The organism is Vibrio antiquarius (genome assembly GCF_000024825.1).
GTDB classification, from domain to species: domain Bacteria; phylum Pseudomonadota; class Gammaproteobacteria; order Enterobacterales; family Vibrionaceae; genus Vibrio; species Vibrio diabolicus.
The window spans coordinates 999,280-1,020,160 of sequence record NC_013456.1 but is presented as its reverse complement, the minus strand read 5'-3'; the positions used below and the strand labels follow the sequence as shown (position 1 = coordinate 1,020,160).

General features: G+C 46.1%; 14 protein-coding genes and 10 tRNA genes. 1 reads left to right on the top strand and 23 read right to left on the bottom strand.

Annotated features, from left to right (window positions below; genetic code table 11):
• Positions 1 to 12: 12 nt before the first annotated feature.
• The 23 genes from gshA to pncC all read right to left on the bottom strand — a co-directional run bounded on the left by gshA (position 13) and on the right by pncC (position 18,223).
• Positions 13 to 1,581 (bottom strand): glutamate--cysteine ligase, encoded by a 1,569-nt coding sequence (gene gshA, locus VEA_RS04940; RefSeq protein ID WP_006743272.1) that lies wholly within the window; start codon positions 1,579 to 1,581, stop codon positions 13 to 15.
• Positions 1,582 to 1,737: 156 nt separating this feature from the next.
• Complete coding sequence (locus tag VEA_RS04935; RefSeq protein WP_006743271.1) at positions 1,738 to 4,581, bottom strand: M16 family metallopeptidase; 2,844 nt, start codon at positions 4,579 to 4,581, stop codon at positions 1,738 to 1,740.
• A 9-nt stretch (positions 4,582 to 4,590) separates the two neighbouring features.
• Positions 4,591 to 5,052, bottom strand: a complete 462-nt coding sequence (locus VEA_RS04930) for a YqaA family protein (protein WP_005396704.1) — start codon at positions 5,050 to 5,052, stop codon at positions 4,591 to 4,593.
• Positions 5,046 to 5,996, bottom strand: a complete 951-nt coding sequence (locus tag VEA_RS04925; protein WP_012841414.1) for an NADP-dependent oxidoreductase — start codon at positions 5,994 to 5,996, stop codon at positions 5,046 to 5,048. Before VEA_RS04925 ends, VEA_RS04930 begins: the two co-directional genes overlap by 7 nt.
• Before the next feature lie 123 nt (positions 5,997 to 6,119).
• Entirely contained in the window at positions 6,120 to 7,250 is a 1,131-nt protein-coding gene (locus VEA_RS04920; RefSeq protein WP_005396706.1) for a sodium ion-translocating decarboxylase subunit beta, read from the bottom strand.
• Between the two features lie 9 nt (positions 7,251 to 7,259).
• Positions 7,260 to 9,044, bottom strand: a complete 1,785-nt coding sequence (oadA, locus tag VEA_RS04915) for a sodium-extruding oxaloacetate decarboxylase subunit alpha (protein ID WP_012841413.1) — start codon at positions 9,042 to 9,044, stop codon at positions 7,260 to 7,262.
• A 31-nt stretch (positions 9,045 to 9,075) separates the two neighbouring features.
• Positions 9,076 to 9,333 carry an oxaloacetate decarboxylase subunit gamma gene (locus VEA_RS04910; protein WP_005379932.1) on the bottom strand — a complete coding sequence of 86 codons (258 nt, stop codon included), beginning with the start codon at positions 9,331 to 9,333 and terminating at the stop codon, positions 9,076 to 9,078.
• Between the two features lie 556 nt (positions 9,334 to 9,889).
• A tRNA-Arg gene (locus VEA_RS04905) sits at positions 9,890 to 9,966 on the bottom strand.
• A 52-nt stretch (positions 9,967 to 10,018) separates the two neighbouring features.
• Positions 10,019 to 10,095 (bottom strand) — tRNA-Arg (locus VEA_RS04900).
• 52 nt (positions 10,096 to 10,147) lie between these two features.
• A tRNA-Arg gene (locus VEA_RS04895) sits at positions 10,148 to 10,224 on the bottom strand.
• 52 nt (positions 10,225 to 10,276) lie between these two features.
• A tRNA-Arg gene (locus VEA_RS04890) sits at positions 10,277 to 10,353 on the bottom strand.
• Between the two features lie 53 nt (positions 10,354 to 10,406).
• Positions 10,407 to 10,483 (bottom strand) — tRNA-Arg (locus tag VEA_RS04885).
• 52 nt (positions 10,484 to 10,535) lie between these two features.
• Positions 10,536 to 10,612: transfer RNA gene (locus tag VEA_RS04880), tRNA-Arg, on the bottom strand.
• Between the two features lie 55 nt (positions 10,613 to 10,667).
• Positions 10,668 to 10,744: transfer RNA gene (locus VEA_RS04875), tRNA-Arg, on the bottom strand.
• Positions 10,745 to 10,829: 85 nt separating this feature from the next.
• Positions 10,830 to 10,921 (bottom strand) — tRNA-Ser (locus tag VEA_RS04870).
• A gap of 29 nt (positions 10,922 to 10,950) precedes the next feature.
• Positions 10,951 to 11,027 (bottom strand) — tRNA-Arg (locus VEA_RS04865).
• Between the two features lie 32 nt (positions 11,028 to 11,059).
• Positions 11,060 to 11,151, bottom strand: a tRNA-Ser gene (locus VEA_RS04860).
• A 334-nt stretch (positions 11,152 to 11,485) separates the two neighbouring features.
• Complete coding sequence (csrA, locus tag VEA_RS04850) at positions 11,486 to 11,683, bottom strand: carbon storage regulator CsrA (protein ID WP_004415691.1); 198 nt, start codon at positions 11,681 to 11,683, stop codon at positions 11,486 to 11,488.
• Positions 11,684 to 11,775: 92 nt separating this feature from the next.
• Positions 11,776 to 12,963 (bottom strand): aspartate kinase, encoded by a 1,188-nt coding sequence (locus VEA_RS04845; RefSeq protein WP_012841412.1) that lies wholly within the window; start codon positions 12,961 to 12,963, stop codon positions 11,776 to 11,778.
• A 212-nt stretch (positions 12,964 to 13,175) separates the two neighbouring features.
• Complete coding sequence (alaS, locus tag VEA_RS04840; protein WP_005393870.1) at positions 13,176 to 15,758, bottom strand: alanine--tRNA ligase; 2,583 nt, start codon at positions 15,756 to 15,758, stop codon at positions 13,176 to 13,178.
• Positions 15,759 to 15,900: 142 nt separating this feature from the next.
• Positions 15,901 to 16,368, bottom strand: coding sequence for a recombination regulator RecX (gene recX / locus VEA_RS04835; RefSeq protein WP_005393871.1), 468 nt, complete (start codon positions 16,366 to 16,368; stop codon positions 15,901 to 15,903).
• Positions 16,369 to 16,496: 128 nt separating this feature from the next.
• Positions 16,497 to 17,540, bottom strand: coding sequence for a recombinase RecA (gene recA / locus VEA_RS04830; RefSeq protein WP_005393872.1), 1,044 nt, complete (start codon positions 17,538 to 17,540; stop codon positions 16,497 to 16,499).
• A 200-nt stretch (positions 17,541 to 17,740) separates the two neighbouring features.
• A complete protein-coding gene (pncC, locus tag VEA_RS04825) occupies positions 17,741 to 18,223 on the bottom strand; it encodes a nicotinamide-nucleotide amidase (RefSeq protein WP_012841411.1) in 483 nt (160 codons plus the stop codon).
• Between the two features lie 84 nt (positions 18,224 to 18,307).
• Between pncC and mutS the strand changes: the two genes are divergently transcribed.
• Positions 18,308 to 20,869 carry a DNA mismatch repair protein MutS gene (gene mutS / locus VEA_RS04820; protein WP_006743294.1) on the top strand — a complete coding sequence of 854 codons (2,562 nt, stop codon included), beginning with the start codon at positions 18,308 to 18,310 and terminating at the stop codon, positions 20,867 to 20,869.
• Positions 20,870 to 20,881 lie beyond the last annotated feature (12 nt).

The window sequence follows — 20,881 nt, the reverse complement described above, 5'->3', positions numbered from 1 at the left end:
TTTACCTATTCACTACTGCTTCAGATAAGCAAAGTAATCTTCCAAAAAATCATCAAAAGATAGCGTGTCACTTTGTTCCGCTTGCTTTTGCTTTTCTACTGACGACGCCACTTCCGTTTCCATCGTATCTTGCGAGTAGTACTGATAACCGTGAGCTAGATTTTCCTCGCGGTACTTCATGCCAAGCGCACAGCCGACTTTACCTAACCCACCAAGCTCTTTCGTCAGCTCTAATAGTTGACCTGAAATCGTTAGTTCTGGGTTATCAACCCATGTCTCGAGTTTATTACACACATCTTGGTATGCACTGCCACCAGCAGCCATATCCATTTGCTGTGCTATCTGACGCAGCTCGACAAAAACTCGATGCGCCCAATCTTGCAGAGATAGACGTTCACCTTGGCAACCAATTTGCAGCATTAGCCCTTTTTCACGACCAGAAACAATGACTTTGTTCCAGTTGTCGCGCCAACACTCTAATTCACAGTTGTCCATTGGATCCGAGTCTGACAAGGCCGCCCAAGTCAGGAAGAGATCAAGGAATCGTACTTGCTCTTCATCCAACCCCACTGCGCTGAATGGGTTAACGTCTAGAGAGCGAACTTCAATGTACTCAACCCCACCGCGTCGTAACGCATCTGAAGGTTTCTCACCACTTTTCGACACGCGTTTCGGGCGAATTGGAGCGTATAGCTCGTTCTCAATTTGTAAAATATTGGAATTAAGCTGGCGGTATTCACCGTCCACTTTGACGCCTATTTTCGCAAACTCTTCTGATGGGTGACGAATCGCATCGCTCAAACCATCCAGATACTGATCAATGCTGTTAAAGCCAATTTTCAGTACACTTTGCGCACTATTGGTGTAGCCCAGATCGCTCAAACGCAAAGACGTCGATTTCGGCAAATACAAAGTGCCGCCAATTTTCTCGAATGGCAGATCGGTTTCACGACCTTGAATAAAAGAGCCGCATAACGCTGGCGATGCACCGAAGAAATACGGAATCATCCAACCAAAACGGTAGTAGTTACGGATCAGCGCAAAGTAGGCATCAGACTTAGCATCTTGGCGGGCTTGTTCATCTTGCTCGCCGTATAGCGCATCCCAAAATGTCTCAGGGAACGAGAAGTTAAAATGCACACCTGAAATGATTTGCATCAGGCTGCCATAGCGGCGTTTTAGACCTTCTCGGTACAGGGTTTTCATTTTTGCTGCATTCGAAGAGCCGTACTGAGCAAGCTGAATATCCTCTTCCGAGCCAACATAACATGGCATAGAAAGAGGCCACATCTTTTCTTCACCCATTTTTGTCTGCGTGAAGTGATGGATATCTTTCAGTTGTGCCATCAGTTCTGGAATTTCATGTGACACAGGAGTAATGAACTCTAACAATGATTCAGAAAAATCAGTCGTGATCCATTGGTTTGTGAACGCTGAGCCTAACCCCTCTGGATGAGGTGTTGTTGCTAGATGTCCATCCTGACGATAGCGCAAAGTTTCTCGCTCAACACCGCGTCCAAACTGCTTAAATACTTCGGGGTTTGATGCAACTTTTTTTAGTCGCGCAGCAAAATCAGTCAAAATGAGGTTCGCTTATATTGGGAGCAGGACACTTGTCACAAAGGACAAGCGTAAGCTAAGTTATTGATATTTAATGCATCTAGATAAATAACCCACGAAAAGTCGCTTATCTAGATGAATAGCGGAGAAACGTTTCTCCGCTATTAAATGTGTACTCTATCGAATGATTTCAAGCTCTTCTACGTCTTTCCCCAACTTTTCTAATTGAGGACGCAGTGATTTAGCATCACCAACGACGATAATTTGATAGTCATTTGGATCAAACCACTTTTGAGCCAGTGCATTCAAAGTCTGCTTATCAACTTTTTCTACGATAGCGTTTCTTTGCTGCAAGTAATCTTGATCGAGGTTGTACTTAAGAATATCACTAATGAGTTCCGCTTTTTGTGTTGGCGTTTCATATTTCAGTGCATCTTTTTGACCGACCGCTTGACGCATAAATTTCATCTCTTCATCAGTAATTCCTGACTGCGAGTATTCATTTAGCTCATTTTCCATCTCAATGATAGAAGCAACCGTTGCATCCGCTCGTACTTGCGCGGTGAAAACAACCGAGCCAGTTTCTGGATTTCCAGAGAAGTAACCGTAAGCGCCGTATGTGTAACCCTTGTCTTCACGTAGGTTTTGGTTAATGCGGCTATTGAAGTTCCCTGCTAAGTTGAAGTTTGCCAGTTGGCTTAGGTAAAAATCGCCCGTTGCATCGTAAGGCATACCCTGACGAACCATCATGACCACACTTTGCGGGGCTCCTGGTTTATCAACAAGATGGATCTTTTGCTCACCTAATGCAGCGATGCTTTGCGGCGCATACAATGGCGCAGCTTCATCCTGCCAGTTTTTCCAGAACGTCAGCTGCTGTTCAATTTCCTGTTGTTCAATGTCACCAACAACGACGATTTGCGCACTTTGTGGCGTGTAATGCTTCGAGTAGAATTCACGGACATCATCCAACGTTAGTGCACTTACCCCTGCTTGCGTGCCGTCTTTTGGTCGAGCAAAAACAGAGTCTCCATAGAGCACTTGGCGACTCGCTTGTGATGCCATCCAGCTTGGATTTTGGTGCTCATACACAAGACCTTCTAGCGCTTGCATCTTCACACGCTCAAAGTCTGCTTGCTTGAATGCAGGAGACAGCAACATCTCTTCGACAATTTTCAACGTCGGCTCTAAGTTCTTTTCTAAAGCAGAAACGCTGATGTTTGTTGTGTAGCCTGTTGCATTCACGGAGATGGCACTACCTAGTTTATCGAGCTCAGCTTGAATCTCTTCGACACTACGTTTCGTTGTGCCTTCTTGCAACATCGCGGCGGTCAATTGGGCAAGACCTTCTTTGCCCTTTTCAACAAAACGTGTTCCCGCAGGTAAACTAAACTGCATCATGACCGTTGGTGTTTCATCGCTAACCGCGCCAAGCAACTCCGAGCCATTATTAAAATGAAGCTCGTACAACTCAGGCATCGTCGCTTTCACTGGCTCCCCTACAGGCGGTTGCACAGAGCGATCGAAGTTATCGGTCGCACGACGATACGCCAATTGATCATCAGTGATCTTCTCGTATTCTGGTAGCGTACGTTTTGGCGTCACAAAGGTCGCTGGTTTTACGACAAGGTCAGTTTTTCCTTTTGGTACCACGCTTAGGGTCACTTTATTCTTACCTTGGATAAAATCCGTATACGCTTTTTCTACCGATGCAGGTGTCACTGCGCGGATCTGCTCAAGCTGTTGCTCAAGACGATCAGGATCGCCGAAAAATGTCTCGTTGGAAGCCAACTGCGTTACTTTGCCTTTAACGCTTTCTAATGCAAAGATAGCATCCGCTTCCGCCTTACCCTTCAATTGTTCAAGGCGATCTTCTGTCACGCCTTTTTCAGCAAACTGATTGAGTGACTGTAAAAGCTCGTCGTACAGTTTTGATAGGTCGCCTTTGTCCCCAGAGTCACCCATTGCATAAACGTAAAAGTTACACGCCAGTTCTGCACAGTCATGGAATGAGCCCGCATCGACGGCTTTTTGAGTCTTGACTAAGTCTTGGTAGAGCACGCTGTTTGTACCGCCACCTAGCACTTCAGATAGCGTGTCGAGAGACGCTTGGCTTTCTTCGCCGTTGTAGGTTGTTGGCCACGCGATCATCACCATAGGTTGTTGAATACGATCCTCTAGCGTGATGTATTTGTCTTCTTGCAGTTTGGCAGGTTGTTTCGGCGCATTTTCAACCTCTGGCCCACGAGGAATCGAACCGAAGTACTTATTTACCCACTCAAGAGTTTGTTCAACGTCTAAGTCACCACCGATCGTGATAGTCGCATTGTTTGGGCCATACCAACGTAAGAAAAACGCTTTGAGATCGTTCACATCAACACGGTCAAGATCTTCAACATAACCAATGGTTTGCCACGAATACGGATGACCTTCAGGATATAGCGCTTCAGACATGCGCTCCCAAATTAAGCCATAAGGACGATTATCGTAACGCTGAGCTCGCTCATTTTTTACAGTAGAACGCTGAATTTCAAATTTGCGTTGAGAAACCGCATCCAACAGAAAGCCCATACGGTCAGACTCTAACCACAACATTTTCTCTAGCTGGTTAGCCGGGACAGTTTCAAAATAGTTAGTGCGATCGCGGTTTGTCGTACCATTTAACGTACCTCCAGCCTCTGTGATGATTCTGAAGTGCTCTTGGTCACCAACGTTCTCTGAACCTTGGAACATCATGTGCTCAAAGAAATGCGCAAAACCAGACTTACCCACTTCTTCACGAGCCGAACCAACATGGTAAGTCACATCCACATGGACCAATGGGTCGGAATCTTCAGGAGCTAAGATCACCGTTAAGCCATTATCAAGTTTATACTTTTGGTATGGAATCTTAACTTTGCCTTCTTCCGCTTTCGATGACTCGACGAAAGTTACCCCCTCCGGCAGTGATGAAACTGGCGTATTTGATACACAGCCCGTGATCACTAACAGTGAGCACGCGCCAACCCAAAACATCTTCATGTACTTTCCTTAAAATAATCCGAGATAGATGGCCGCAAGTAAGCTATACCTAGCAGCCTTTCCTAAAAATATTAAAATCACGCAAGGCAGAAACTTCATTCTCAGCCACCCTGCGGCTAAACACAGCGGGTCTCCAATCACAGGTAACCAGCTAAAAAACAATCCCCAATAGCCATACTTTGACAGCCACTTTAATGCGGTATGACCGTGCTTTTCTTCTTGCGCTTTGTTGGGAATCCACAAGCCAAGCCAATAATTTGTTAAGCCACCAAGCGTATTGCCGATAGTGGCGACCATAATAATTGACGAAACGGAATATTGATTTAATGAGAGAGTGGCAACTAAGCCCGCCTCAGAACCACCAGGTAACAAAGTGGCACTGAGAAAACCGGTCATGAAAAGCACCCATAATGCTGAATCTGAAAACCAAAGCGCTAAACTTTCAAAGCTCGTATTAAATGCTTCTAGCATGTCATATCAAGCAACACCTTGCCTCTGGTTCTTCCTGATTCAACTTGCTGGTGAGCAGCAATCACATCACTCATCGGATAAACCTGTTGAATTTCAGTCTTCAGTAAACCAACGCCAACCATGTACAACAAGGTATCTAATTGCGCTGGATCTGGCTCAACCAACATGCCGTTAGCCTCAAAGCCTAGGAGTTTGGCTTTTTCACAAATCAGCTCAGCCGTGATGGTTGGAACGGTTATGACTCTCGCACCGTCTTTCAGGCATTTAAGCGCATCTAACGCGGCATCTCCACCTACTAAATCAATCAAAACATCAACGTCTTCAACACGTTCTGACACTGGTGCAAATTGATAGTTCACTGCGTGAGCGCCAAGGGTAGCCAGGTAGTCTAAATTTCGTTCACTGCAGGTTGTAAAGACTTCCGCTTTAGTCGCGACCGCGATTTGTACCGCTAGGTGTCCAACGCCACCGGCTCCAGCGAGGATAAGTACGCGATCGTTTTCTGTCACATTGGCTTTGCTGAGTGCTTGTGCCGCAGTTTGGCCAGCCAACGGTAATGCTGCTGCAGCCTCCAAAGTAACTGAACTGGGAACATGACTTAACTCAGCTTCTGGAACACATATGTACTGACTGTACCCACCGCCTCGGACTGGGAAACCGATAAATCCAGCCACCTCATCACCATCATTAAAACGCGACGCCCCGTCTCCACAGGACACGACTTTTCCTGAGATGTCGTAACCTGGTACCCAAGGTAAATTATCCTTGTTCTGCGCAGCTGCCCAACCGAGTCCGGCTCGAGTTTTAACATCAATAGGATTTACGCCTGAAAAAGCGACTTTTACTAAGACTTCACCAGGCTGTGGTGATGGTGTAGAAGCATGTTGAATCGCGAGTACGTTGGCATCACCAAATTCAGTGATAACGATCTGTTTGTGTTCCATAAACCATTCCCTGCAAGAAAACAAAAAGGGATGCGAAAGCATCCCTTTGACTATAAACCATTTTGTTAACCGAAGTTAATCGTGATTTTGTAAATTGGTTGATCATTCCATTTTCGGTAATGACTAGCCGACAAGTGCTAGCAAGATACCAGCGGCAACCGCTGATCCCAATACACCTGCAACGTTTGGTCCCATCGCATGCATCAACAAGAAGTTTTGCGGGTTAGCTTGTAAGCCGACTTTGTTCACCACACGCGCGGCCATTGGTACCGCAGAAACGCCAGCCGCACCGATAAGTGGGTTGATGTCTTCTTTCGAAAACTTGTTAAGCAACTTAGCCATTAGCACACCAGCACCCGTACCAATACTAAACGCAACCGCACCAAGACCTAGAATGCCTAATGTTTCTAAGTTCAGGAATTGATCCGCTTGCAGCTTCGAGCCAACCCCTAAGCCCAAGAAGATCGTCACGATGTTGATCAGCTCATTTTGTGCGGTTTTCGATAGACGATCGACCACACCCGCTTCACGCATTAAGTTACCAAGACAGAACATACCGACAAGAGGCGTTGCTGAAGGTAGGAAAAGAATCGTCATGAGTAATACTGCCATCGGGAACAATACCTTTTCCCATTTACCCACGTGACGCAGTTGCGCCATTTGAATCTCACGTTCTTCCTTAGTGGTTAGCGCCTTCATGATTGGCGGCTGAATGATTGGCACTAAAGCCATGTAGCTATACGCGGCTACAGCAATCGCACCAAGCAAATCTGGTGATAACTTACTTGCTAAGAAAATCGCCGTTGGGCCATCCGCACCACCGATGATAGCGATAGACGATGCATCCGCCATGGAGAACTCCATGCCAGGTACATAGTTGAGCAAAATAGCGCCAAACAGCGTCGCAAAAATACCAAACTGAGCTGCCGCACCTAGCCACAACGTTTTTGGGTTTGCGATCAAAGCACCAAAGTCGGTCATCGCCCCCACACCCATGAAGATCAACAACGGGAACACACCCGATTCAATCCCAATGTAGTAAACGTAGTAGAGCAAGCCGCCAGGCTCAGTAAAGCCAGCATTTGGAATATTCGCCAAGATAGCACCAAAACCAATCGGCAATAACAGTAAAGGTTCAAAGCCTTTTTTGATTGCCAAAAACAGCAAGGTACAACCAACCAGCATCATACAGATTTGGCCGAACTCGAAGTTAGCGATCCCAGTTTCTGCCCAAAGGGTTAACAATCCGTCCATGATACTCCCTTACGCCAGGCTCAGCAGAGGCGCACCTACTGTGACAGCATCGCCTTCTTTAACGTTCAACTCTTGGACAACACCACCACGCGCCGCACGCACTTCTGTTTCCATCTTCATTGCTTCAAGGATGAGTAGTACATCGCCTTCAGCCACTTCAGCACCAGGCTGAACATTCACTTTAAAGATGTTACCGGCAAGAGGAGCAGGCACCGCTTCAGCAGAAGCGCTAGAAGGAGCGCTAGGTGCCGTCGATTTTGCAGGCGCCGCAGAAGGAGCGACAGAGGTTAGCTCGCCTTGAGGACCAACTTCCACCTCATACACCTGTCCGTCAACACGTACGCTATAAGTTTCTACGCCGCCAGTTGCTGGTTGCGCCGCAGGTACGGCAGGCTTCGCGGCTTCTAGCGTTGGTGCAGGTTCAAATGCTTCTGGGTTTTCACGATTCTTAAGGAACTTGAGACCAACTTGAGGGAAAAGCGCATAAGTAAGTACATCATCAACACGCTCACTTGCTAGCTTAATACCTTCTGATTTCGCTTTCTCCATCAGATCAACAGTAAGCGTCTCCATTTCAGGCTCAAGCAAATCGGCAGGACGACAAGTAATAGGCTCTTTGCCATCAAGTACTTTAGCTTGCAGCTCTGTATTTAACTCGGCTGGCGCTTGACCGTATTCGCCTTTCAATAGACCAGCGGTTTCCTTAGTGATGCTCTTATAGCGTTCGCCAGTAAGCACGTTAATCACCGCTTGCGTTCCGACGATCTGCGAAGTTGGAGTCACCAATGGAATGAAACCAAGATCTTCGCGTACACGAGGGATCTCTTCTAAGACTTCATCAATGCGATCCGCCGCGCCCTGTTCTTTCAGCTGGCCTTCCATGTTGGTCAGCATGCCGCCAGGCACTTGAGCAATCAGGATGCGAGAGTCTACACCTTTCAACTGACCTTCCCACTTCGCGTACTTCTTACGTACTTCACGGAAATACGCGGCGATAGGTTCTAGTTGCTTGAGCTTCAAATTCGTATCTCGCTCGGTTCCTTCTAGCATCGCGACTACCGTTTCCGTCGGCGTGTGGCCATAGGTACAACTCATTGAAGAAATCGCTGTATCGAGAATATCAATACCAGCTTCAACTGCTTTTACCGCTGTCGCAGTAGACAAGCCTGTCGTCGCGTGACAATGAAGTGCTAATGGCACATCACAAGACGCTTTGATACGCGTGATAAGCTCTTCCGCTTCATAAGGCTTGAGTAAGCCAGACATATCTTTAATACACAGTGAATGACAACCTAAATCCTCTAGGCGTTTTGCCAAGTCAACCCAAGTGTCTGCGTTATGCACAGGGCTTGTTGTGTAAGACAGCGTACCTTGAGCATGTGCGCCAACATCGACCGTTGCTTTAACAGCCTTCTGGAAGTTTCGCACGTCATTCATTGCATCAAAGATACGGAATACGTCCATACCGTTAGCATGTGCGCGTTCAACGAACTTCTCTACTACGTCGTCGGCATAATGGCGGTATCCTAAAAGGTTTTGACCACGCAGTAGCATTTGCATTGGCGTATTAGGCATCGCTTTTTTCAGCTCACGTAAACGCTCCCAAGGGTCTTCCCCTAAGAATCGAATACAAGAATCAAACGTTGCGCCACCCCAAGTCTCTAGAGACCAGTAACCAACCTTATCCAACTCAGCTGCGATAGGCAGCATATCCTCAATACGCATACGCGTGGCAAATAGTGATTGATGGGCATCACGAAGGACCACATCTGTAATAGCTAGTGGTTTAGACATGCTCTTAAACTCCTTTTTAATCCTGGTTCGGCTACTTCGCGAATGAGGCGCGATGTTTATGAATCGCAGCCGAGATCGCCGCCACTACTTGTGGACTAACAGCTGAAGAGGTTGATTGAATATTAGTATTTGTTTTTGGTGCTGCGATCGGCTCTGGTACTTCTTCTGGTACCAATTTCGACATTAGCCGAACGAGATAAACAAGAATAGTGAGGAAAATAAATACGACCGCCATCCCCGTTAGCATCAGGGTGGCCGCATCTACTAGCAGGCTTCCTATATTAGTCATGTTGCTTCCTTTCTTTGTCATCCTGACAACGTGCAGGACTTTAATAGCGTCAAATCCCGACCAATGGATTATCTCGATTGGTTAAATTTTGTCAATTTTGTTTAAGGAAGGTTTGTAATAATCCTGATAAATGATTATTTATTCACTACCCAGATCACAGTTCATGACAAAATAATTACTGCGAATCTGCTATCTCCTTACGAACAGAGTAAAGGAGGACATAAATAAAAACTGCGATTTGGATTTCAAAACCAAATCGAGATTTACACATAAAAGCTAATAAAAACAAAAGGATGCCATTTAATAACAATTAATAAACAAATAAAAAACAAAGAAGTTACATTTAAACAATTGAAGTTAAAGAAACGGAAATCAATATACAGGAGAGATAGTAAGGATGGATTCACAAACTACAGCAGAAACTTTATTCCAAATTGCTTAGATAAGCACATATTCGCTTTTGGAAAAGAAGGACCTCGCCTCTAACAACTCTAGGCTATAGTTCCTGATGTCCAGATACAAAAAAAGCCTCGCAATTGCGAGGCTTTTTTGTAAGTGGCGCGTCCTGGAGGATTCGAACCTCCGACCGCCTGGTTCGTAGCCAGGTACTCTATCCAGCTGAGCTAAGGACGCGCAGTTTTCGATATCAACTTTCATCAATATCAGGGCAATACCCTTTAATAAGTGGCGCGTCCTGGAGGATTCGAACCTCCGACCGCCTGGTTCGTAGCCAGGTACTCTATCCAGCTGAGCTAAGGACGCGCAGTTTTCGATATCAACTTTCGTCAACATCAGGGCATTACCCTTTAATAAGTGGCGCGTCCTGGAGGATTCGAACCTCCGACCGCCTGGTTCGTAGCCAGGTACTCTATCCAGCTGAGCTAAGGACGCGCAGTTTTCGATATCGACTTTCGTCAATATCAGGGCAATACCCTTTAATAAGTGGCGCGTCCTGGAGGATTCGAACCTCCGACCGCCTGGTTCGTAGCCAGGTACTCTATCCAGCTGAGCTAAGGACGCGCAAGTTTTCGATATCGACTTTCATCAATATCAGGGCATTACCCTTCAATAAGTGGCGCGTCCTGGAGGATTCGAACCTCCGACCGCCTGGTTCGTAGCCAGGTACTCTATCCAGCTGAGCTAAGGACGCGCAATTTTCGATATCAACTTTCGTCAACATCAGGGCAATACCCTTTAATAAGTGGCGCGTCCTGGAGGATTCGAACCTCCGACCGCCTGGTTCGTAGCCAGGTACTCTATCCAGCTGAGCTAAGGACGCGCAATAATCTTATTTTACTTTGTATAACCCGTTTATCAAACGAATTATTAAATAGTGGCGCGTCCTGGAGGATTCGAACCTCCGACCGCCTGGTTCGTAGCCAGGTACTCTATCCAGCTGAGCTAAGGACGCGCAGATCTTCTTGCTAGGAAGTTGTGAAGCAAATCACATTCATTTCTTACGAAACAAAAAAAAGGCCATCGGGCCAGTCAATGAATGGCGGTGAAGGAGGGATTCGAACCCTCGATACGGGATAAACCGTATACTCCCTTAGCAGGGGAGCGCCTTCAGCCTCTCGGCCACCTCACCGTTTTCATTGTTATATCTCAGAAGAGATATGGCGCGTCCTGGAGGATTCGAACCTCCGACCGCCTGGTTCGTAGCCAGGTACTCTATCCAGCTGAGCTAAGGACGCACTTTCTTGTTGATGTCTCAACGTTGCAAGAATGGCGGTGAGGGAGGGATTCGAACCCTCGATACGGGATAAACCGTATACTCCCTTAGCAGGGGAGCGCCTTCAGCCTCTCGGCCACCTCACCGTCTTGCGGAGGCACATATTACGTTTTACCGAAAATATGTCAAACACTTTCTTTGAAAAAATCCACGAAACTGACTTAACCGTTGCTGATTTAATCAAAGTGACTATTAAACGAACTTTACCACTCTATTATGATGAAAAAAAGAGAGTCTTCTCTGAAAAAAAGACATTTATTTTCAAACGACTTCCTGGTGTTCGATTCAACAATATTGACGGATTCACGGCCACACTCAACACAATGGTTTCCGCAAATCTTCAAAAACATTAAAGACTAAAAAGGCCAACCCTTCGGTTAGCCTTTTTCATTCAAACTAAGCTCTGTAAACAGGAGCGACTTAGTAGTTACCTGAAGCAACGTTGCCATTGCCTTTTTCAGCTTGAATGCGCATGTAGATTTCTTCACGGTGAACTGAAACCTCTTTCGGAGCGTTAACGCCGATACGTACTTGGTTACCTTTCACACCTAGTACAGTTACAGTCACTTCATCACCAATCATCAGTGTTTCGCCTACGCGGCGAGTCAAAATTAGCATTCTTTGCTCCTTGAGTAATCTCTAAATTTTCTTGCTACAAAGCTATTATCCAACAAAAGTTATATTTTCGTAAACTACCTTGTTAGCGAAAATCAGCCTAAAAAGGCATGTTTTTGTTGAATGTTTAATGCTTCACTAGACGTAATGTAAGCATCATGCAGAATGTTTGCTGCTGTATCCACACATTCGGGTGCTAAAACTAGCATCATAGTGAGTGCATTCGTTGCGCTGAAATTGATCTCAATATCTCGCTTTGCCAACAAATCGCATGCGTGCTCTACCATTCCATTGGCCTCAAGCCCCACTGCGGTCAACAGGCTTACTACTTCACTATTACGGATTTTGTCGCTGAACACCAGATCGAACTTGGCACATGCATCTTGTTTTATCATGATACCTGCCCGTTCTGCTTCCTCGATCACATTCCAAATGTCTATACCCAGCATCTGACATTGTTTTGTAGCACTAGATAAATGTTCTTTATCGACTTCGATAATGGCAAGGTCACGTTGAATGGCTATACCAGAGACGGCTTGATTGCCTGACTCCCCCTTTACCAAACTGCCTTCATTAACATCAAATGTCGAAAGCACGCGTAGTGGCACATTATTCTTCCATGCAAATTGCACTGAAGGTAAATGTAATACTTTTGCGCCTCGGCTTGCCATCGCTTCCATTGAAGGAAAATCGATAACCGCCAATTTGCGCGCATTTTTCACTACACGTGGGTCACAAGTATAAATACCATCAACGTCGGTAAAGATTTGACACTCGTTAGCGCGCAATGCGCCCGCCAGTGCCACAGCGCTCGTATCTGAGCCACCTCGACCTAATGTGGTGATATCCCCGTTCTCATTCACACCTTGAAATCCCGCAACAATCACGATTTGGTCTTGCTCAAGCAATCCCATAATTGTCGTGGTATCAATGTGTTTAATCGTTGCGTCATTGTGTTGATTATCCGTCACAATATTCGCCTGTGCTCCGGTAAGCGAGCGCGCAGCATGACCCATTTTATTCAAAGTCATGGCTAACAGTGCCATTGACACTTGCTCACCAGCAGAGAGCAAAACATCAAGTTCTCGAGCTGTAGGTACGCTATCTATCTGTTTAGCGAGATCCATCAGTCTGTTTGTTTCGCCTGACATTGCAGACACGACAACAACAACTTGATTGCCATCATTTTTCGCCTTAATGATGTGTTCAGCGACTTGGTGGATTCTTTCAATTGAACCCACAGAGGTTCCGCCAAACTTTTGCACGATAAGGGGCTTTTTCACCAGTCTTCACCTTCCCAAGACCGAAGTCTCTTTAGAACTGCTTACATCTTAAATATTTCCTTTGAGAAAAATTATATAAGCAGTAGTTACAACAAAAACCAAGCAGCTTAAATGACTCGGTTAACTTTTGGTCAATTAAACCACTTGGTTGCTAAAAAAAATTACGCTCAATCAAAGAAACTTGATTGAGCGTAATTTTATTAGTTAAGAGCTTATAAACGCTCTTCTAGCCAAGGCTGAACTGTTTTGATTGCCTCTGGTAGTGCTGAAACATCAGTACCACCGGCTTGAGCCATGTCTGGACGACCACCGCCCTTACCACCGACTTGCTCTGCAACCATTTTAACCAGATCACCTGCTTTTACTTTACCAGTGAGATCTTTAGTCACACCAGCAATCAAGCCAACCTTGTCACCCGTTACGTTTGCAAGCAGTACAACACCAGAACCCATTTGATTCTTGATGTCATCAACCATGGTACGTAGGTTCTTGCTATCAGCACCTTCAAGGGCCGCAACTAGAACTTTTGTGCCATTTACTTCAACCGCTTTGCCCATGATGTTAGCGCTTTCTGCGGCTGCCATCTTATCTTTTAGCTTCTGCACTTCTTTTTCTAGTGCTTTTGCTTTCTGTGCAGACTCTGCCAGTTTCTCTTCGTACTTCGCATTTTGAGCTTCAATAGCGTCTAATGCCGCCTCGCCTGTTACCGCTTCAATACGACGAATACCAGCTGCAATACCGCTTTCTGATGTGATTTTGAATAGACCAATATCACCCGTGCTTGATGCGTGAATACCACCACAAAGCTCAGTAGAGAAGTCACCCATAGACAACACGCGAACTTCGTCATCGTACTTCTCACCAAACAATGCCATTGCGCCTTTCTTCTTAGCAGACTCAATATCCATCACATTGGTTTCAATCGTGTGGTTACGACGAATTTGTGCGTTTACTAGACGCTCAACTTCTTTCAGTTCTGCTGCAGTTACTGCCTCTAGGTGTGAGAAGTCGAAACGTAGGCTGTCAGCTTTCACTAGTGAGCCTTTCTGCGTTACGTGCTCACCAAGAACTTGGCGTAGTGCTGCGTGTAGCAAGTGCGTCGCTGAGTGGTTAAGAGAGATAGCTGCGCGACGCTCTGCGTCAACGATAGTTGCCACTTCGTCACCTTTCGCTAGCACGCCTTCTGCCATTACACCGTGGTGTGCGATTGCGTTGCCGAGTTTTTGAGTGTCTTCAACGCGGAATACACCAGACTCAGTACGGATTTCACCCGCGTCACCACACTGACCGCCTGACTCTGCGTAGAATGGCGTTTCACCAAGCACGATGATGGCTTTATCGCCTGCAGATAGTGAATCTACTTCGTTGCCTTCAACAAACATCGCAGCGACTGAACTAGAACCTTTAGTACCTGTGTAACCACAGAATTCTGTTTGCGTATCAACTTTGATTGCTGCGTTATAATCTGTACCGAATTGACCAGCTTCACGCGCACGTTGACGCTGCTCTTCCATCGCTTTTTCGAAACCCTCTTCGTCGATCGCGAACTCACGCTCACGTGCAACGTCGTTAGTGAGGTCTGCTGGGAAGCCGTAAGTATCGTAAAGCTTGAATACCGTTTCGCCGTCTAGCACTTTGCCATCTAGGTTATCTAATGCTTCGTTAAGAATTACCATACCGCGCTCAAGTGTACGACCGAAGTTTTCTTCTTCGATACGCAGCACTTTTTCAACCACTGCTTGTTGACGCTTCAGCTCTTCGCCTGCTGTACCCATTACTTCTGCTAATACGCCAACAAGCTTATAGAAGAATGCACCTTGTGCACCTAGCTTGTTACCATGACGTACGGCACGACGAATGATACGACGTAGTACGTAACCACGACCTTCGTTTGAAGGCATCACACCATCAACAATCAAGAATGAACATGAACGGATGTGGTCAGCAATAACGCGTAGCGATTGGTTCGATAGATCTTCATAACCAATGACTTCAGCTGCTGCTTTGATAAGAGTTTGGAATACATCGATTTCGTAGTTTGAGTGAACCCCTTGCATGATTGCAGAGATACGCTCGATACCCATACCAGTATCTACCGATGGTTTTGGTAGCGGTTCCATAGTGCCGTCTGCGTGACGGTTGAACTGCATGAATACGTTGTTCCAGATCTCGATGAAACGGTCACCATCTTCTTCAGGCGTGCCAGGACGACCACCCCAGATATGTTCACCGTGATCGTAGAAGATTTCAGTACATGGACCACAAGGACCAGTGTCGCCCATTTGCCAGAAGTTATCAGACTCGTAAGGCTTGCCACCTTCTTTGTCACCAATGCGCACGATACGATCAGCAGGCACGCCAACTTTTTTGTTCCAGATGTCGAATGCTTCGTCATCGGTTTCGTAAACGGTTACCAATAGACGATCCGCAGGCAGTTTAAGAACTTCGGTTAGGAATTCCCAAGCAAATGAAATCGCATCTTCTTTGAAGTAGTCGCCAAAGCTGAAGTTGCCTAGCATTTCAAAGAATGTGTGGTGACGAGCGGTAAAGCCAACATTTTCCAGGTCGTTGTGTTTACCACCAGCACGTACACAACGTTGAGCCGTAGTCGCTCGAGTATAGGCTCGTTTTTCTAAGCCTAAGAAACAATCTTTAAATTGGTTCATACCTGCGTTTGTGAACAGCAGGGTTGGGTCGTTATGTGGAACTAACGATGAACTTTCTACGATTTGGTGTCCTTTGCTTTCAAAGAACTTGAGGAACGCGTTACGAACCTCGTCAGTGCTCATGTACATGCAGCTCTTCCTGAAAATAGTCGAGTTAGAATTTTGCCGTATTGTAGATCATGCAAACAGCTGAGACTAGTTTTCTTGAGGAAAAGAGGGAGTAGAAGAAAAAATTTGAAGCAAAACAAAAATCAGCGCAATTGGATCAACGCTAATCTTGGTCTTCAAAGGCAAGCGCATAGCTAATTTGGTCGAAACTGTAGCCTCGGTATTGTAGAAAACGGACTTGTTTTGCATATTCTTTTTGGTCCTTGGCTTTGACGCCTTTGAATTTCTTTTCTGCCGCCTGCTTAGCAAGTTCAAACCAGTCTTGTGGTTCTTCAGCCATGGCTTGCTCAATCACCGATTCCGCAACACGTTTCTGGTTTAACTCTTGGCGAATTCGACGCTCTCCATGTCCTTTGTATACATGCTGCCTAATTTGGCTCTTCGCATAACGTAAATCATCTAAATAGTTATGGTCTAAGCAAAAATTAATCGCGATTTCAATGTCTGATGCTTCATAGCCTTTCATCGACAGTTTTTGGTACAGCTCATACTGACCATGATCGCGACGGCTAAGCAGTTGGATAGCCGCCTCTTTGCTCGATAATGTTGGTGTCTGGCGCTTTTGGTACATGGTGATCCTAAAGGTATTTTTGCTGTACAGACTCTCAATGGCCTTTGTGATGATTCGATTTTTGATGTCAATAGATACAACAAAGCCCCGCATTGCAGGGCTTTATCACTTTTTAATCTGTGAAGGGATTAAAACTCTTCAGCTTGCTCAGGCGCCTCGCCTGCTTCAGGAGCTTCCGCAAGGGCTGGCGCTAACAACATTTCACGCAATTTAGTATCGATAGTTTTAGCCACTTCAGGATGCTCACGTAGGTAGTTGCACGCGTTCGCTTTACCTTGACCAATCTTATCGCCTTGGTAGCTGTACCAAGCACCAGCCTTTTCAACCAGCTTGTGCTTCACACCTAGATCTACCAGCTCACCTTCGCGGTTAAAGCCTTGGCCGTACATGATTTGCGTATTGGCTTCTTTAAACGGTGCAGCAATCTTGTTCTTAACTACTTTGATGCGAGTTTCGTTACCAACGACTTCGTCACCTTCTTTGATTGCGCCAGTACGACGAATATCAAGACGAACAGAAGCGTAGAATTTAAGTGCGTTACCACCCGTGGTCGTTTCTGGGTTACCGAACATCACACCAATCTTCATACGGATTTGGTTAATGAAGATACACATACAGTTAGACTGTTTTAGGTTACCTGTTAGCTTACGCATCGCTTGAGAAAGCATACGTGCTTGCAGACCCATGTGGCTGTCGCCCATTTCGCCTTCAATTTCTGCTTTTGGTGTTAGCGCCGCAACTGAGTCAACAACCATTACGTCGATAGCGCCAGAGCGAGCTAGTGCATCACAAATCTCTAGTGCTTGCTCACCAGTGTCTGGCTGAGAAACCAAGAGCGCATCGATATCAACACCAAGTTTCTTCGCGTAGACAGGATCCAGAGCGTGCTCTGCATCGATAAACGCACAAGTTTTACCTTCACGTTGCGCAGCAGCGATAAGCTCAAGCGTTAGTGTTGTTTTACCTGAAGATTCTGGACCGTAGACTTCTACGATACGACCCATTGGCAGACCACCTGCACCCAAAGCGATATCAAGAGAAAGAGAGCCTGTTGAGATGGTTTCTACGTCCATTGCTCGGTTATCACCAAGGCGCATGATAGAGCCTTTACCGAATTGCTTTTCAATTTGACCTAGCGCAGCGGCGAGCGCTTTCTGTTTGTTCTCGTCCATTACTTTCTCCGATTTATTCATCTTCTTTGGGCGACGAATAGTAATTCATTTTTCTTAAGCAGCTAACCTGCTCAGCAATGAAAGTTATTATACTGTTGATTCATACAGTGTCTATACCTGTATAGAAAAAATTTAGTTCACTGCTTCTAAGGATTGGCTCTAACCCTTATCAATTCTGGGCTAAGACAGTGTAAGAAATTCTAAATTAAATGTTGATACAATCGAGTCAATGCATGCATCACCGCTTGTTGACGAACTTCCGCCCTGTCACCAGAAAAATGCATGGTCTCAACAAAGAGCCAGTCGTGCTTATCCGCAAAAGCAAAGCAGACGGTTCCAACCGGCTTTTCATCACTGCCTCCTCCCGGTCCAGCAACACCACTGATGGAAACCCCAATAGTGGCATTCGAGTGTTGAAGCGCACCTTGCACCATTTCAATCACAACGGGCTCACTCACGGCACCATGTTCCTCTAAGGTTTCCGCTCTCACACTCAGCATTTCCATTTTGGCTTCGTTGCTGTAAGTGACAAAAGCTCTATCTAACCAACCTGAGCTGCCTGCAATATCAGTAATAGCGGTCGCAACACCGCCACCCGTGCACGATTCTGCCGTCGTTAAAACATGACCATACTTTGCCAATAATGCGCCTAAATTTGCGCTCAATTTTGTTGTTTTTTCCATAGCCAAAATGCCCTTTGTCTCTTTTTACTTGATAGGGATTCACGTATCCTAAGCCGCTACGGAAATAAACAAAAGAACTTACCTGTGAAAGCTGAACAAAAACACACTCCGATGATGCAGCAATACCTCAAGCTAAAAGCTGAGAACCCTGAGATTTTGCTGTTCTACCGCATGGGCGATTTCTACGAACTCTTTTACGATGATGCAAAGCGAGCATCCCAACTGCTTGATATTTCGCTAACTAAGCGCGGTTCGTCAGCTGGAGAGCCTATTCCTATGGCGGGAGTGCCATTTCACGCAGTAGAAGGCTATCTAGCAAAACTTGTTCAGCTTGGTGAATCAGTCGCAATCTGTGAACAAATTGGCGATCCAGCCACCAGCAAAGGTCCGGTAGAACGTAAAGTTGTGCGTATCGTGACACCAGGCACTGTTACTGATGAAGCATTGCTTTCTGAGCGTGTCGATAACTTAATCGCAGCCATTTACCATCACAACGGTAAGTTCGGTTATGCTACGCTGGATGTCACTTCTGGTCGCTTCCAACTGACAGAACCAGAAACCGAAGAAGCGATGACAGCCGAGCTTCAGCGTACCGCACCACGTGAGCTACTATTCCCAGAAGACTTTGAACCTGTACATTTAATGGCGAGCCGCAACGGTAACCGTCGTCGCCCAGTATGGGAATTTGAGCTTGATACGGCTAAGCAACAACTCAATCAACAGTTTGGCACCAAAGATCTGGTTGGTTTTGGCGTAGAACATGCGTCCTTAGGGTTATGTGCTGCTGGTTGTTTGATCCAGTATGTGAAAGATACGCAACGCACGGCTTTACCTCATATTCGCTCTTTAACGTTTGATCATCAGGACCAATCCGTCATCCTTGATGCCGCTACCCGACGCAACCTGGAAATTACTCAAAATCTAGCAGGCGGAACCGATAACACGCTCGCTGCGGTACTCGACCATTGTGCGACGCCGATGGGCAGCCGAATGCTGAAGCGTTGGTTGCATCAACCTATGCGTTGCATTGAAACGTTAAACAATCGTCTTGATGCGATTGGTGAGATTAAAGAACAAGCGCTGTTTGCCGATCTTCAACCAACGTTAAAACAAATTGGTGATATTGAACGTATCTTAGCACGCCTTGCACTGCGCTCTGCTCGCCCTCGCGATATGGCTAGACTTCGCAATGCCATGCAGCAGCTACCAGAGCTAGAATCTGTAACCGCTTCTTTGACCCATCCATATCTAGCAAAACTGGCGCAATACGCAGCTCCGATTGACGAAGTATGTGATCTGTTAGAGCGTGCGATTAAAGAAAATCCGCCGGTTGTTATTCGTGATGGTGGTGTGATCGCTGAAGGCTATAATGCCGAGCTCGATGAATGGCGCAAATTAGCAGACGGTGCAACAGAATACCTTGAGCAGCTTGAGCGAGATGAGCGTGAACGACACGGCATCGATACGCTTAAAGTCGGCTACAACAACGTACATGGCTTCTTTATTCAAGTGAGCCGTGGCCAGAGCCATTTGGTTCCACCGCACTATGTGCGTCGCCAAACACTCAAAAATGCCGAACGCTATATCATCCCAGAGCTCAAAGAGCACGAAGACAAAGTACTTAATTCGAAATCGAAAGCGCTGGCACTTGAAAAGCAGCTGTGGGAAGAACTGTTTGATCTATTGATGCCAAACTTGGAGAAGTTGCAGAATTTAGCTTCTGCTCTGTCTCAACTGGATGTACTACAAAACCTAGCAGAACGTGCAGATTCCTTGGATTACTGCCGACCAACGCTTGTGAAAGACGCTGGCATTCACATTCAAGCGGGTCGTCACCCAGTCGTAGAGCAAGTAACAACAGAACCGTTCATTGCTAACCCAATAGAGCTTAACCCAGCTCGTAAGATGTTGATCATCACCGGTCCAAACATGGGTGGTAAATCCACCTACATGCGTCAAACTGCGCTGATTGCATTGATGGCACATATCGGCTCTTATGTACCTGCAGAATCTGCACAAATTGGTTCTTTAGATCGTATATTTACTCGTATTGGTGCGTCAGATGATCTTGCATCTGGTCGTTCGACCTTCATGGTAGAAATGACGGAAACCGCTAATATTCTGCACAATGCGACTAAAAACAGTTTAGTGCTAATGGATGAAATCGGTCGTGGTACCAGTACTTACGATGGCCTCTCTTTAGCTTGGGCAAGTGCGGAATGGCTCGCAACACAAATTGGTGCGATGACACTATTTGCAACTCACTACTTCGAATTGACAGAGTTGCCAAACCAACTGCCAAACTTAGCGAACGTTCACTTGGATGCGGTAGAGCATGGAGACAGCATTGCCTTTATGCACGCAGTTCAAGAAGGTGCGGCAAGTAAGTCTTACGGCCTAGCTGTTGCGGGCTTAGCCGGCGTACCCAAAACGGTCATCAAAAATGCGCGTAACAAGCTATCTCAGCTAGAGCAACTAGGGCAAAACAGTGACGCACCACGTCCAAGTGCAGTAGATGTGGCTAACCAATTGAGTCTAATTCCAGAACCTAGCGAGATCGAACAAGCCTTATCTGGTATTGATCCTGATGATTTGACTCCACGCCAAGCACTTGAAGAGTTGTATCGTTTGAAGAAGATGCTTTAAATCGATTCACGT

Coding starts and splice junctions, on each gene's coding strand:
- VEA_RS04935 (WP_006743271.1), bottom strand. CDS start 4,581: ATGAAGATGTTTTGGGTTGGCGCGTGCTCACTGTTAGTGATCACGGGC.
- VEA_RS04930 (WP_005396704.1), bottom strand. CDS start 5,052: ATGCTAGAAGCATTTAATACGAGCTTTGAAAGTTTAGCGCTTTGGTTT.
- VEA_RS04925 (WP_012841414.1), bottom strand. CDS start 5,996: ATGGAACACAAACAGATCGTTATCACTGAATTTGGTGATGCCAACGTA.
- VEA_RS04920 (WP_005396706.1), bottom strand. CDS start 7,250: ATGGACGGATTGTTAACCCTTTGGGCAGAAACTGGGATCGCTAACTTC.
- oadA (WP_012841413.1), bottom strand. CDS start 9,044: ATGTCTAAACCACTAGCTATTACAGATGTGGTCCTTCGTGATGCCCAT.
- VEA_RS04910 (WP_005379932.1), bottom strand. CDS start 9,333: ATGACTAATATAGGAAGCCTGCTAGTAGATGCGGCCACCCTGATGCTA.
- csrA (WP_004415691.1), bottom strand. CDS start 11,683: ATGCTAATTTTGACTCGCCGCGTAGGCGAAACACTGATGATTGGTGAT.
- alaS (WP_005393870.1), bottom strand. CDS start 15,758: ATGTACATGAGCACTGACGAGGTTCGTAACGCGTTCCTCAAGTTCTTT.
- recX (WP_005393871.1), bottom strand. CDS start 16,368: ATGTACCAAAAGCGCCAGACACCAACATTATCGAGCAAAGAGGCGGCT.
- recA (WP_005393872.1), bottom strand. CDS start 17,540: ATGGACGAGAACAAACAGAAAGCGCTCGCCGCTGCGCTAGGTCAAATT.
- pncC (WP_012841411.1), bottom strand. CDS start 18,223: ATGGAAAAAACAACAAAATTGAGCGCAAATTTAGGCGCATTATTGGCA.